The organism is Streptomyces lanatus, assembly GCF_014655715.1.
Classification (GTDB): Bacteria; Actinomycetota; Actinomycetes; order Streptomycetales; family Streptomycetaceae; genus Streptomyces; species Streptomyces lanatus.
In genome coordinates, this window is record NZ_BNBM01000012.1 from 1 (window position 1) to 13,399 (window position 13,399).

12 protein-coding genes, 1 pseudogene and 2 riboswitches are annotated in these 13,399 nt (G+C 68.7%); of the genes and pseudogenes, 9 read left to right on the plus strand and 4 right to left on the minus strand.

What is annotated here, in order from left to right:
- The 3 genes and pseudogenes from IE325_RS28040 to gcvT all read right to left on the minus strand — a co-directional run.
- A pseudogene (locus tag IE325_RS28040) lies at positions 1-277 on the minus strand (serine hydroxymethyltransferase); the annotation flags it as partial.
- 16 nt (positions 278-293) lie between these two features.
- Positions 294-671, minus strand: coding sequence for a glycine cleavage system protein GcvH (gene gcvH, locus IE325_RS28045; protein ID WP_190072877.1), 378 nt, complete (start codon positions 669-671; stop codon positions 294-296).
- 121 nt (positions 672-792) lie between these two features.
- Entirely contained in the window at positions 793-1,911 is a 1,119-nt protein-coding gene (gcvT, locus tag IE325_RS28050) for a glycine cleavage system aminomethyltransferase GcvT (protein ID WP_190072878.1), read from the minus strand.
- 38 nt (positions 1,912-1,949) lie between these two features.
- A riboswitch (glycine riboswitch) is annotated at positions 1,950-2,064 on the minus strand.
- Positions 2,065-2,166, minus strand: a riboswitch (glycine riboswitch).
- 170 nt (positions 2,167-2,336) lie between these two features.
- Here gcvT and IE325_RS28055 point away from each other — a divergent pair.
- The 9 genes from IE325_RS28055 (at position 2,337) to IE325_RS28095 (ending at position 12,198) form a co-directional block, all read left to right on the plus strand.
- Positions 2,337-3,011 carry an AAA family ATPase gene (locus IE325_RS28055; protein ID WP_190072879.1) on the plus strand — a complete coding sequence of 225 codons (675 nt, stop codon included), beginning with the start codon at positions 2,337-2,339 and terminating at the stop codon, positions 3,009-3,011.
- A gap of 79 nt (positions 3,012-3,090) precedes the next feature.
- A complete protein-coding gene (locus IE325_RS28060; RefSeq protein WP_190072880.1) occupies positions 3,091-3,885 on the plus strand; it encodes an enhanced serine sensitivity protein SseB in 795 nt (264 codons plus the stop codon).
- Between the two features lie 190 nt (positions 3,886-4,075).
- Entirely contained in the window at positions 4,076-4,873 is a 798-nt protein-coding gene (locus IE325_RS28065) for an enhanced serine sensitivity protein SseB C-terminal domain-containing protein (RefSeq protein WP_190072881.1), read from the plus strand.
- A gap of 361 nt (positions 4,874-5,234) precedes the next feature.
- A complete protein-coding gene (locus IE325_RS28070) occupies positions 5,235-6,233 on the plus strand; it encodes an ABC transporter permease (protein ID WP_190072882.1) in 999 nt (332 codons plus the stop codon).
- 27 nt (positions 6,234-6,260) lie between these two features.
- Positions 6,261-8,009, plus strand: a complete 1,749-nt coding sequence (locus tag IE325_RS28075; protein WP_190072883.1) for an ABC transporter substrate-binding protein — start codon at positions 6,261-6,263, stop codon at positions 8,007-8,009.
- Positions 8,010-8,102: 93 nt separating this feature from the next.
- Positions 8,103-9,113, plus strand: coding sequence for an ABC transporter permease (locus IE325_RS28080; RefSeq protein WP_190072884.1), 1,011 nt, complete (start codon positions 8,103-8,105; stop codon positions 9,111-9,113).
- Complete coding sequence (locus tag IE325_RS28085; RefSeq protein WP_190072885.1) at positions 9,110-10,192, plus strand: ABC transporter ATP-binding protein; 1,083 nt, start codon at positions 9,110-9,112, stop codon at positions 10,190-10,192. The genes IE325_RS28080 and IE325_RS28085 overlap by 4 nt, the downstream gene beginning before the upstream one ends.
- Positions 10,193-10,206: 14 nt before the next feature.
- The gene (locus IE325_RS28090) at positions 10,207-11,478 is read left to right on the plus strand and encodes an ABC transporter ATP-binding protein (protein ID WP_229912087.1); all 1,272 of its coding nucleotides are present in this window, start codon (positions 10,207-10,209) and stop codon (positions 11,476-11,478) included.
- A 63-nt stretch (positions 11,479-11,541) separates the two neighbouring features.
- A complete protein-coding gene (locus IE325_RS28095; RefSeq protein ID WP_190072887.1) occupies positions 11,542-12,198 on the plus strand; it encodes a trimeric intracellular cation channel family protein in 657 nt (218 codons plus the stop codon).
- Here the strand turns inward: IE325_RS28095 and IE325_RS28100 are convergent.
- Positions 12,107-13,348 carry an alpha/beta hydrolase gene (locus IE325_RS28100; protein WP_190072888.1) on the minus strand — a complete coding sequence of 414 codons (1,242 nt, stop codon included), beginning with the start codon at positions 13,346-13,348 and terminating at the stop codon, positions 12,107-12,109. The genes IE325_RS28095 and IE325_RS28100 overlap by 92 nt on opposite strands.
- Between the last annotated feature and the right edge of the window lie 51 nt (positions 13,349-13,399).

Here is a 13,399-nt window from a genome sequence, read left to right on the forward strand (position 1 = left end):
CGTACTCGGCGCCGAACAGCTCCTTGACCCGGTCGATCGCGATCTGCTCGGCGACATCGACGTGCTCGCAGCCGCCGTAGTAGCGCCTACCGGGGTAGCCCTCGGCGTACTTGTTGGTGGCGACCGAGCCCTGCGCCTCCATCACCGCGATGGGCGCGAAGTTCTCGGAGGCGATCATCTCCAGGGTGGACTGCTGACGCTCCAGCTCGGCATCGAGCGCGGCCGCGATGGCCGGGTCGAGCTCATGCAGGGGCGTGTTCAGAAGCGACTTGGACATAAGTGGATACGACTCCTCAGCCGGCGGAAAAGGCGGTGTACTCGTCGGCGGAGAGCAGGTCGGCCGGCTCGTCCGTGACACGTACCTTGAACAGCCAGCCACCCTCGAAGGGGGCGGAGTTCACCAGCGCCGGGTCGTTCACCACGTCCTCGTTGATCTCGGTGACCTCGCCGTTGACCGGGGAGTACAGATCGGACACCGACTTGGTCGACTCCAGCTCACCGCAGGTCTCACCCGCGGTCACGGTCGAGCCGACCTCGGGGAGCTGGGCGTAGACGACATCGCCGAGCGCGTTGGCCGCGAACTCCGTGATGCCGACCGTCGAGACGCCGTCCTCGGCGGTCGACAGCCACTCGTGCTCCTTGCTGTAGCGCAGCTGCTGGGGGTTGCTCATGGCCTGAATTCTCCTGTACGCGCGGGAGTGGTGATGAAGGGGGGACTGCTGGATACGTGTGTGATCAGCGGAGATGTGCGCGGGCTCACGCGGGCACCGCTGTCAGTCTCTTCTCGCGGCGCTACTTCTGCCGCTTGTAGAAGGGCAGCGCCACGACCTCGTACGGCTCATGGCTGCCGCGGATGTCCACACCGACGCCCGCCGTGCCCGGCGCCGAGTGCGCCGCGTCGACGTACGCCATGGCGATCGGCCTGCCCAGGGTGGGGGAGGGCGCACCGGAGGTGACCTCGCCGATGACCTCGCCGCCGGCCACGACCGGGTACCCGGCCCGCGGCACACGACGCCCCTCGGCGATCAGGCCGACCAGGACGCGCGGCGGGTTCTCGGCGGCGCGCTCGGCGGCCTCGGCGAGCGCCTCGCGGCCCACGAAATCGCCCTCCTTCTCGAACTTCACCACCCGGCCGAGCCCGGCGTCGAAGGGCGTCAGGGAGGTCGTCAGCTCATGGCCGTACAGCGGCATGCCCGCCTCCAGGCGCAGCGTGTCCCGGCAGGACAGCCCGCACGGGACCAGGCCGACGCCCTCGCCGGCCTTGGTCAGCGCCTGCCACAGCTCCACGGCGTGCTCCGGCTTCACGAACAGCTCGAAGCCGTCCTCGCCGGTGTAGCCCGTGCGGGCGATGAGCGCGGGGACGCCGGCGACGGTACCGGGCAGACCGGCGTAGTACTTGAGCCCGTCGAGGTCGGCGTCGGTGAGGGACTTCAGGATCCCCGGGGACTCGGGGCCCTGGACGGCGATCAGCGCGTAGGCGTCCCGGTCGTCACGGACCTCGGCGTCGAATCCGGCGGATCGTTCCACCAGGGCGTCAAGGACCACCTCGGCGTTGGAGGCGTTGGCCACGACCATGTACTCGGTCTCGGCGAGCCGGTAGACGATCAGGTCGTCCAGGATGCCGCCGTCGGCCTGGCAGATCATGGTGTAGCGGGCACGGCCGACCCCGACGGAGGCGATGTTGCCGACGAGGGCGTGGTTGAGGAGGGCGGCGGCCTGGGTACCGGTCACGGTGATCTCACCCATGTGGGAGAGATCGAAGAGCCCGGCCTTCGTGCGTACGGCGTTGTGCTCGTCGCGCTCGGAGGCGTAGCGCAGGGGCATGTCCCAGCCGGCGAAGTCGGTCATCGTCGCGCCGAGCGAGCGATGCAGGGCATCGAGCGCGGTATGACGGGGTGCGGTGCTGCTCATCGGACGTTTGTCTCCCAAGGCATGACGGGCGAGGTCGATCCTCCCCATCTGTCATCGGAACCTGAGAGGTTCGCCACGACCGCCACGGGGACGATCAGGACTTGCACCTTGGGTGGAGCCACCGCACAGGGGTGACCCGCTTTTCAGATGTGCCTCGCCCGCGCGGTAACGGGGCCTGAGAGATTCAAGGGAGGGACTTGCTCCTTCGGCGCCCCAGCGATGCACTGCTGCTGGGGACTCTCCCGCGCGGATTCAAACGGCCGGTATGCAGTTGGCGCCGCCATCATTGCATGCCGGGCCCGTCGACGGCAGGGCCATGTCTGTAACCGGCTTGTGGCAGGAAGCGAACGAAAAAACGAATGATCCTCTATTACCTTCTCTTTACGCTCAGTGGGGATGGGGACTCCTGACCCCGGAGGAGGACGATGACGGTGAACCGCACCACGGCGTACGCCACGACCTCGGGCCTGGCGCTGCCCAAGCAGCCCACGGCCCCCGCTGTCGAAGCCCACGCCCTGTGCCCCGCGCCCGTGGTCCGCGATCTGCGCGAGCGCTCCGGCCACAGCCCGCACGCCCTGCTCTTCGCCCCCAACGACCTCGTAGTGATCACCGGCCTGCCCGGCAGCGGCAAGTCCACGCTGATGAGGCGGACGGTGAAGGGCGTCCGCATCGACTCCCAGGACACCCGGGACCGCTGGGACGCCCGCATGCCCCGCTTCCTCCCCTACGCCGTCTACCGTCCCCTGGTCCGCCTCGCGCACTACGCCGGGCTGCGCCGAGCGCTGCGCGGCGGCGAGGGCGTCGTCGTGCACGACTGCGGCACACAGGCCTGGGTGCGCGACTGGCTGGCCCGCGAGGCCCGCCGCCGCGGCGGCACCCTCCATCTGCTGCTGCTCGACGTGACACCCGGCACCGCCCTGGAGGGCCAGCGCGAGCGCGGCCGCGGTGTCTCGCGCTACGCCTTCCTGCGCCACCGCAGGGCCGCCGCCCGCCTGCTGCACTCGGTCGAGAAGGGGCGCCTGCCCCACGGCTGCGACTCGGCGGTACTGATCGACAGGGAGGCGGCGGACACCCTGCGCAGGATCGGCTTCGCGGGGTGAGCGGCCGCAGTCCACGACGGCCCGGACACCGGATAGCCTTCTGAGCCACAGACGTGGTTCACAGCAGGCGGTCAGACAGATGGACTTCCCAGCGGATCTTCCCGCGGACTTCCCGGCACAGGCACACCCCCATCCGCACGGCGGCTGGCCCGGCAACGAGCTGGAGGAGGTGCTCTCCGCCTCCCTCGGCATGCCCTCGGCGGGCGGCCGGCTCATCGAGGTGCTGGGCCGCAGCTTCGTGTGGGTGCCGCTGCCCAACGGCGGTGGCCCGCACAGCGGCCCGCTGGACCTGCCGACGGTGGAGATCGACGGCCAGGGGTATGTGCCGGTCTTCAGCTCCGAGGAGCAGTTCCGCCAGGTCGTCGGCGTCCATATGTCGTACACCATCGCCCCGGCCGTGGAATTCGCCCGCGGCCTTCCGCCGCAGGTGGGCATCGCCCTGAACCCGGACGGCGTGGTCGGCGTCCCGCTGCCCCCGGCGGCGGTCGCCGAGCTCTGCCGGGCCGGCCGCACCCCCCTCGACGGCCTCGCCTCCGGCGGCCGCGTCAAGCTCTACGAGCCCGACTGGCAGGACGACCCGGTCGACTTCCTGACGGCGGCGACCGCCGAGTTCGCCGAGACCGGCGTCGTGGCGACGGCCCGCCGCTGCCTCGCGGCGATCGAGACGGGCACCCCGATGATGTTCATCGGCGTGGAACTCTCCCACTGGGGCGACGGCGACCTACGCGCGGCCCCCATGGACGCCCTGGCCCGAGCCCTGGGCCGCGCACCGGTCCCGTGGCCGGTCAACCTGGTCCTGATGGACGTGGCGCAGGATCCGGTGATCGAGTGGATGCGGCAGCGGGTCCGCCCGTTCTACCAGCGGGATTCCTGAACGCCGGTCAGCGGCGACGTCCTCAAGGGGCGCGGGGCTGTTTCGATCTGCGGCTCCGCCGCGCGGGCGCGACCAGCCCCACCGCCCCGCGGACACAAGACAATCCGCAAGTCCCGAGCTCTCACCAGCTCGACCAGCAGAGCGCCTAAGCTGGGTGCGAAACCCGTACATCCCGAAGGGGCGGTAAATCGTGAGCGCGAGCGGCACCACCTCGACCGCGCAGGTCGAGCACATGCTGCGCCAGGTGACCCCCGGGCGCTACGACGCCTACGAGGCCCTCCTGCGCGCGCTCGCCACCCCGAACACCGGCCAGGTCTGGATGCTGCTCTGGCACGGCCAGGCCGGCTCCCCGGACGCCCAGTACGGGAACATGGAGGTCGAGGGCTACGGCTACGCCCCGTGCGTGACCTCCGCCCAGGAGCTGTCGGCCAGCGGCTGGAACCGCAGCTATGAGGTCGTGGACGGGGTCGACGTCGCCCGCACGCTCTACCCGGATCATTACGGCCTGTGGCTCAACCCGCACGCCCCCGGCGGCGGCGTCGGCATCCCCTGGCTCGATCTGCGCCGTATCGCCACCGGGCTGGACCGCCAGCCCGCGGGACCGCTGCGGCTCTCGGAGCCCGGCATCGAGATCCCGCAGTTCTACGCCCTGCTCGCGCAGAACGCCCACCGCACCCCCGCCGTCCGCTCCCTGCGCCGCGCCTGGGTGCAGCCGGCGCTCGGGGCGCCGTATCTCGCCATCGGGCTCGATGTGTACGACACCAGCCCGCCCGCGGTGGACTCGGTGCGCTCGATGATGTCCCAGTCGATCGGCGCGGTCCCGGACGGGCTGCCGGTGTCGACGGTGGCGATGTCCGACGACGACGATCCGGTCGCCATGTGGATGCGGGCCGGCGCCCGCCCCTTCTACGACCGCGAGGCGCACGCCGCCCCCGCGCAGGCCCCCGCCGGTGGTTACGGTTACCCACCGGCACAGGGCCGTTACTGATCACCGGTCGGCTAACCTACCGTTCAGTCGGCGACCTGGCTTCGTAGGTGCACACGGTCGCTGACATCGCTTTCATAGGCGTATCTCCGCGCGTAGATGCGATCGGAAGGTCCCGGTCCGCCCTCATACGCCCCAAGTGACTCGCGTCCGCCGGTCGTTACCTGCTGTTCGGATAACGGAACTCCCCAGACAGCATCACGGTTGCGCATACTTTCCCCGCCAACTCTGGCAACAGATCGCCATGGCGTTGAAGACTCCCCGCAAGACACGGGCCGGTCGGTCCTGTGTACGAGTTCACTCAACCGCTACAGCGGCAACCAGGGGGGTCGGCAACCGCCGGCCGAGAGGGGTCAATCTCACTGTGACCGCACCGATCGAGACAACGGGAGCGGCGGCCGAAGCACAGCCCGAGGCCGTGCTCTCCGGCGTCAAGAAGAGCCAGATCGAGGGGCGTTCGCTCACCCAGATCGCCTGGATGCGCTTCAAGCGGGACAAGGTGGCGATGGCCGGAGGCATCGTTGTCGTCTGTCTCGTGCTGATGGCGGTGCTGTCCAAGCCGATCCTCTGGGCGTTCGACCTCGACCCCAACAAGTTCAACCAGGACCTGATCGACCCGGCCCTGCTCGCCCCCAAGGGCGGCTGGGGCGGAATGAGTTGGGACCACCCGCTGGGCATCGACCCGCAGTACGGCCGTGACATGCTGGCCCGCATCATCGACGGGTCCTGGGTGTCGCTGCTGGTCGCGGGCGGCGCCACGCTCCTGTCCGTGTGCATCGGCACCGTGCTCGGTGTGATCGCCGGGTACTACGGCGGCTGGATCGACAGCGTGATCAGCAGGCTGATGGACACCTTCCTGGCGTTCCCGCTGCTGTTGTTCGCGATCTCGATCTCGGCGTCCGTGCAGGACGGTTTCTTCGGGCTCGAAGGCCTTCCGCTGCGCATCTGCGTGCTGATCTTCGTGATCGGCTTCTTCAGCTGGCCGTACATCGGCCGCATCGTGCGCGCGCAGACGATGACCCTGCGCAGGCGGGAGTTCATCGAGGCCTCCACGAGCCTGGGCGCCCGCGGCCCGTACATCCTGTTCCGCGAACTGCTCCCCAATCTCGTCGCGCCGATCCTCGTCTACTCGACGCTGATCATCCCGACGAACATCCTCTTCGAGGCCGCGCTGAGCTTCCTCGGAGTCGGTATCGCACCGCCGCAGGCCTCCTGGGGCGGGATGCTCAGCAACGCTGTCGATCTGTACACCGCGGATCCGCAGTACATGTTCGTGCCCGGATTGGCGATCTTCATCACCGTCCTGGCCTTCAACCTGCTGGGTGACGGGCTGCGTGACGCCCTCGACCCTCGCAGCAAGTGATCCATCGATAGAGGGGGCTTTCCTCACGTGAAGACGAGAAGGGTGACCGCCGCCATCGCGTCGGTCCTGGCGCTCTCGCTGGGTGCTGCCGCATGCGGCGGCGGGGATGATGACGGCAACGGCGGAGGCAACGGCAAGAAGGACGCCGCGCTGTCCTCCATCGTCAACGCGTCGACGAAGAAGGGGGGCACGGTCTCGTACGAGCACTCGGACGTGCCGGACTCCCTGGACCCGGGCAACACGTACTACGGCTGGGTGCAGAACTTCTCCCGCCTCTACGCGCGTGCGCTCACCAGCTTCAAGCCGGCTGCCGGCAAGGAGGGCCTGGAGGTCGTCCCCGACCTGGCCGAGTCCCTGGGCAAGCCCAGCGCCGACGCCAAGACCTGGACGTACACGCTGCGCAAGGGCCTGAAGTACCAGGACGGCACGCCGATCACGTCCAAGGACGTCAAGTACGCCATCGAGCGCTCCAACTTCGCGCCCGAGGCACTGTCCAACGGCCCGACCTACTTCAAGGCGTACCTTGAGGGCGGCGACAAGTACAAGGGTCCCTACAAGGACAAGTCCGCGGACGGCATCAAGTCCATCGAGACGCCGGACGACACGACGATCGTCTTCAAGTTGAAGCAGCCGTTCGCGGACTTCGACTACCTGGCGACGTTCTCGCAGACCGCTCCGGTGCCGCAGGCCAAGGACACCGGCGCGAAGTACGTGCAGAACATCGTGTCCTCGGGCCCGTACCAGTTCGAGTCCTACGAGGAGGGCCGTGGCGCCACCCTCGTGCGCAACAAGAACTGGGACGCCAAGACGGACCCGATCCGCAAGGCGCTGCCGGACAAGGTCACGATCAAGTTCAAGGTCAACCCGGTGACGGTCGACAACGACCTGCTCTCCGACAAGATCACGGCCGACGCGGCGGGCACCGGTGTCCAGCCGCAGACGCAGCCGAAGGTCCTGCAGGGCAAGAACGCCGGCCAGACCGACATCTCCTACGCCGGTGCGACGCAGTACATCGCGCTGAACGTGAACGTGGCTCCGTTCGACAACGTCCACTGCCGCAAGGCGATCCAGTGGGGTCTCGACAAGCAGTCGGTGCTCGACGCGATGGGCGGCTCGCCGAAGGGTGACGTGGCGACCACGCTGCTGCCGCCGTCGGTCAACGGCTACTCCAAGTTCGACACCTACGCGACCGAGGGCCACAAGGGCAACGTGGCCAAGGCCAAGGACGAGCTGAAGCAGTGCGGCAAGCCGAACGGCTTCAACACGATCCTGACCGCTCGCTCCGACCGCCCGGCCGAGGTGGCGCAGGCGACGGCCGTCCAGGAGTCGCTGAAGAAGATCGGCGTCAACATCGAGATCAAGCAGTTCCCCTCCGGCAAGTACTTCACGAACTTCGCCGGTGTCCCGACCTACGTCCACGAGCACAAGCTCGGCATGCTCTCCATGGCGTGGGGTGCCGACTGGCCGACCGGCTACGGCTTCCTGGACCAGGTCGTCAACGGTTCCGCCATCAAGCCCTCGGGCGGCACGAACCTGATGGAGCTGAACGACCCGAAGATCAACAAGGCCCTGACGGACGCGATCGCCAACACCGACGACGCGGCCCGCACCAAGGCCTGGGGCGACATCGACAAGATGGTCCTCGACAACGCCTCGGTCGTCCCGGTCGTCTACCGCAAGAACCTGCTGCTGCGGCCCAAGTCCGCGGCCAACGTCACGGTCACGCAGGCCTACCTCGGCATGTACGACTACGTGCTGATGAGCTCCGCAAAGTAGTAACCCGCAGGCCGGATCCCCTGAAAGGCAGGTGAAGGCACCGGGTGGCCGCGGCGGTCACAAACCGCCGCGGTCACCCGGAGCCGTACAGCTGTGGCTGCGTACATCATCCGACGCGTCTTCGGCGCGGTGCTGTTGCTGCTGGTGGTCAGCGCAGTCACCTTCGCGATCTTCTTCCTCGTGCCACGGCTCGGTGGCCAGACCGCCGACCAGCTGGCCACGCAGTACGTCGGCAAGGACGCCAATCCCGACTCCATTGCCGCCGTCAAGCAGAACCTGGGTCTCGACCAGCCCATCGCCGTCCAGTACTGGGACTACATCAAGGGTCTCGTGGTGGGCGCCGACTACAAGTTCGGTCCCGAGGCCACCCACTGCGGAGCCCCCTGCTTCGGCTACTCCTTCAAGAGCCATGTCGAGGTGTGGCCCCAGCTGACGGAGCGGATCCCGGTCTCCTTCTCGCTGGCCATCGGTGCCGCCGTGATCTGGGTGATCTCCGGTGTCACCATCGGTGTCGTCTCCGCGCTGCGCAAGGGCCGTCCGGTCGACCGCATCGCGATGTTCATCGCGCTCGCCGGCGTCTCCCTGCCGATCTTCTTCACCGGCCAGCTGCTGAACGCGCTGTTCGTCTACGAAGTCCCCATCTGGGACAGCATCGAGTACGTCCCGTTCACCCAGAACCCGGCCGACTGGGCCTGGCATCTGATCCTGCCGTGGGTCAGCCTCGCGTTCCTCTTCTCGGCGCTCTACGCCCGACTCACCCGGGCGGGCATGCTGGAGACGATGGGCGAGGACTACATCCGCACGGCCAGAGCCAAGGGCCTCAAGGAGACGACGGTGGTCACCAAGCACGGCCTGCGTGCCGCGCTGACGCCCATCGTCACCATCTTCGGTATGGACTTCGGCACCCTCGTCGGCACTGCGGTGCTCACCGAGACCGTCTTCTCCCTGCAGGGCATCGGTGCCTACGCGGTCCAGTCCATCAAGGACAACGACCTGCCCATCGTGATGGGCGTTACCCTGGTCGCCGCGTTCTTCATCGTCTTCTGCAATCTCGTCGTCGACCTGGTGTACGCAGCCATCGACCCCAGGGTGAGGTACTCGTGAGCAAGATCGAGAAAGCGGCGCTCGGCGAACCCGCCGTCGCCGCCCCGTCCGACTCGGACGACGCGTTCCTTTCCGTACGGGATCTGCGCATCCACTTCAACACCGACGACGGCCTGGTCAAGTCGGTGGACGGCGTCAGCTTCGATGTGAAGCGCGGCCGGACTCTCGGCATCGTCGGCGAGTCCGGCTCCGGCAAGTCAGTCACCTCGCTCGGCGTGATGGGCCTGCACCGCTCGGCCAACGCCAAGGTCTCCGGCGAGGTCTGGCTGGACGGCCAGGAGCTGGTCGGCGCCGACCCCGACGACGTACGCCGGCTGCGCGGCCGCAAGATGGCGATGATCTTCCAGGATCCGCTGTCCGCGATGCACCCGTACTACACGGTGGGCCAGCAGATCATCGAGGCGTACCGGGTCCACCACAAGGTCAGCAAGAAGGAGGCCCGCAAGCGGGCCGTCGAGATGCTGGACCGGGTGGGCATCCCCGAGCCGGACAAGCGCGTCGACGGCTATCCGCACGAGTTCTCCGGCGGTATGCGCCAGCGCGCCATGATCGCCATGGCGCTGGTGAACAACCCCGAGCTGCTCATCGCGGACGAGCCGACCACCGCCCTGGACGTCACCGTGCAGGCGCAGATCCTCGACCTGATCCGGGATCTGCAGAAGGAGTTCGGCTCCGCGGTCATCATGATCACGCACGATCTGGGCGTGGTCGCCGAGATGGCCGACGACCTGCTGGTGATGTACGCGGGCCGGCCCGTGGAGCGCGGCCCCGCCGAGTCCGTCTTCTCCGAGCCCCGCCACCCCTACACCTGGGGCCTGCTCGGCTCGATGCCGCGCCTGGATCGCGAGGAGACCGACCGCCTCATCCCGATCAAGGGGGCCCCGCCCTCCCTGATCAACGTCCCGTCCGGCTGCGCCTTCAACCCGCGCTGCCCGTACGCCGACATCCCGAAGGACAACGTCACCCGCACGGTCCGCCCCGAGCTGACCGAGGTCGGCAGCGAGCACTGGGCCGCCTGCCACATGGACCAGGAGCAGCGGGAGCGGATCTGGACCGAAGAGATTGCGCCGAAGCTGTGAGCGACGAAAAAGCGGTGAGCATCCCGAAACAGGCAGGCTCCACCCTCACCGAGGACAGCGCCGGCGACGGCGAGGTCCTGCTGAGGGTCTCCGGCCTGAAGAAGCACTTCCCGATCCGCAAGGGCCTGCTCCAGCGGCAGACCGGTGCGGTACGCGCGGTCGACGGCATCGACTTCGAGGTGCGCAAGGGCGAGACGCTGGGCGTCGTCGGTGAGTCCGGCTGCGGCAAGTCGACGATGGGGCGGCTGATCACCCGGCTGCTCGAACCGACCGGCGGCACCGTGGAGTTCGAGGGCCGGGACATCACACACCTCGGGGTCGGGCAGATGCGCCCGATGCGCCGCGATGTGCAGATGATCTTCCAGGACCCGTACTCCTCGCTGAACCCCCGGCACACCATCGGCACCATCGTCGGCGCCCCCTTCAAGCTCCAGGGCGTCCAGCCCGAGGGCGGTGTCAAGAAGGAGGTCCAGCGGCTGCTCTCGGTGGTCGGTCTCAACCCCGAGCACTACAACCGCTATCCGCACGAGTTCTCCGGCGGCCAGCGCCAGCGCATCGGCATCGCCCGCGCCCTCGCGCTCAACCCCAAGCTGGTCGTGGCCGACGAGCCCGTCTCCGCCCTCGACGTGTCGATCCAGGCCCAGGTCGTGAACCTGCTGGACGACCTCCAGGAGGAGCTCGGCCTCACGTACGTGATCATCGCCCACGACCTGTCCGTCGTACGGCATGTCTCGGACCGTATCGCGGTGATGTACCTCGGCAAGATCGTCGAGCTCGCCGACCGCGAGTCGCTGTACACGGCGCCGATGCACCCGTACACCAAGGCCCTGATGTCGGCGGTGCCGATCCCGGACCCGAAGCGGCGGGGCGTCAAGAGCGAGCGCATCCTGCTCCGCGGCGATGTGCCCTCGCCGATCGCCCCGCCGAGCGGCTGCCGCTTCCACACCCGGTGCTGGAAGGCGACGGAGGTCTGCCGTACGACGGAGCCGCCGCTGCTGGAGCTGAAGCCCGGCCAGCGGGTGGCGTGCCACCACCCGGAGAACTTCCAGGACCAGCAGCCGCAGGACACCGTGCTGCTGTCGGTGGCCAAGGAGGCCGCGGAGCTGGTGGCCGACGAGGTGCTCGCCGAGTCGGCGGAGACGTCGGCGGCAGTGGCGGCGGTGGCGGCGGAGGTCTCCGAAGCCGCCGAGGCTCCGGTCGCCGAGGACGCCTCCGAGGCCGCGGCCGCCGAGGACGACGCCGAGGCTCCGGCTTCCGAAGACGTCACGGACGGCGACAACAAGTAAGCAAGCCACGGCCCCCGCCTTCCTTTGTAAGGCGGGGGCCTTGTACTGGGTCAGAATGTACGGGTGCTCCAGCAATTGTTCAGCCCGTCCGTCCAGCACACGCTCGACCTGATCGGCATCTTCGTCTTCGCGATCTCCGGCGCCCTGCTGGCCGTCCGCAAGAACTTCGACGTCTTCGGCATCGCCGTGCTCGCCGAGGTCACCGCCCTGGGCGGCGGGCTGTTCCGGGACGTGATCATCGGCGCCGTGCCCCCGGCCGCCTTCACGGACCTGGGGTACTTCTTCACGCCCCTGCTCGCCGCGGTCCTCGTCGTCTTCCTGCACCCGCACGTGGAGCGCATCCAGACCGGCGTGAACGTCTTCGACGCGGCGGGCCTCGGCCTGTTCTGCGTCGCCGGGACGGCGAAGGCGTACGACTACGGCCTCAACCTCACCGCCTCGGCCACCCTCGGCCTCGCGACCGCCGTGGGCGGCGGTGTGCTGCGCGACGTCCTCGCCAACGAGGTGCCGTCACTGCTGCGCTGGGACCGCGACCTGTACGCGGTCCCGGCGATCGTCGGCGCCACGATGACGGTCCTGTGCATCCACTACGACGCCCTGACCCCGCTCACGAGCACCCTCGCGGCCGTCACGGCCTTCGTGCTCCGGTTGCTGGCGATGCGCTTCCACTGGCGAGCTCCGCGTGCCTGGAACCGCCGGTCGACGGTGCGAGAGGAGTAGCCCCCGGCCCCGTACAGGCCCGGTGCTCGCCGCCGCCCATCACCTCGGTCAGCCAGCGGAACGCGGGCACGACCTGGGGCTTCCACAGCGCCATGGTGTGGCCGCCGGCGTCGGCCGGGACGAACACGACGTTCACGGTCGTCGGCGCCTTCGCGATCCGCTTCAGCGCCATCGCCGCCTCGTACCCGTCCTTCGGCTGACCGGACAGGTACAGCGCGACGCGCGGCGGGACCCGGGAGTCCCTCAGGAGCACATACGGGTTGTTCGCGTCCCGCAGCGCCGGGGTCTTCCCGGCCAGCGACTGGGGTACGGCGATGGGGTCGTTGTAGCCCGACATGCTGACCGCGGCCCGATAGCGGTCGGGGTGGGCCACCGCCAGCTTCGCCGCGCAGTGCGCACCCGCCGAGTATCCGGCGACGGCCCAGCCGTCCGGCGCTGCCTGGGCGCGGAAGTTGTCCATGACCATCTTCGGCACATCGATGCTGAGCCAGCTGTCGGCGTTCACCTTGCCCGGTATGTTCGCGCAGCCGGTGTCCTTGCCGGGCAGCAGTGTGGTGCGCGCCGAGACGATGATGAACGGCTCGATCTGCCCGCTGCGCATCAGCGGCGCGAGCTGCTCGGGCGCGTCCATCGTGCCGTACCAGGCCTTCGACGAGCCCGGATAGCCCGGCAGCACCTCGACGACGGGGAAGCGGTGGTTGCGGTAGGCGGGCTCGTGGTACTGCGGCGGCAGCCAGACGTTGACCTCGGCGTGCACCCCGGACACCCGGCCCTTGAGCTGGGTGGTGAGCACGCCGCCCTCGGCGCGCATACCGGGACCCCGGCCCGGCTTGAAGACCTGCTTGACCTTGGGCAGCTTCTCCAGGGCGATCCCGCCGGTACCGCTCGCCCCGAGGTCGGCCGCCTGCTGCACATGGTCACTGGTGCCGAGCAGGTCGCCCCAGTTGTCGTACAGCTGGTTGGAGTTGTTGACCAGCGTGAAGACCAGGGCGACGGCGGTGCCCTGGGCGAACGCCAGCATCAGCATCCGGACGGCGCCCCGCACGACCTTGGGCCCGCGCACCCGTGACCAGAGGACGAGCGGCAGCACCACGGCGACGACGCACAGCACGACGAGCGTGTAGAGGAACGGGGTCCCGGTGAGACTCATGTCCTGATAGAGGGACAGATCGGGCCCCGGGTTTCGGGCGAGCCGGACACT

Bases quoted from the DNA above. Each gene is read 5' to 3' on its own strand.
- gcvH (WP_190072877.1), bottom strand. From the start codon at position 671: ATGAGCAACCCCCAGCAGCTGCGCTACAGCAAGGAGCACGAGTGGCTG.
- gcvT (WP_190072878.1), bottom strand. From the start codon at position 1,911: ATGAGCAGCACCGCACCCCGTCATACCGCGCTCGATGCCCTGCATCGC.
- IE325_RS28055 (WP_190072879.1), top strand. From the start codon at position 2,337: ATGACGGTGAACCGCACCACGGCGTACGCCACGACCTCGGGCCTGGCG.
- IE325_RS28060 (WP_190072880.1), top strand. From the start codon at position 3,091: ATGGACTTCCCAGCGGATCTTCCCGCGGACTTCCCGGCACAGGCACAC.
- IE325_RS28100 (WP_190072888.1), bottom strand. From the start codon at position 13,348: ATGAGTCTCACCGGGACCCCGTTCCTCTACACGCTCGTCGTGCTGTGC.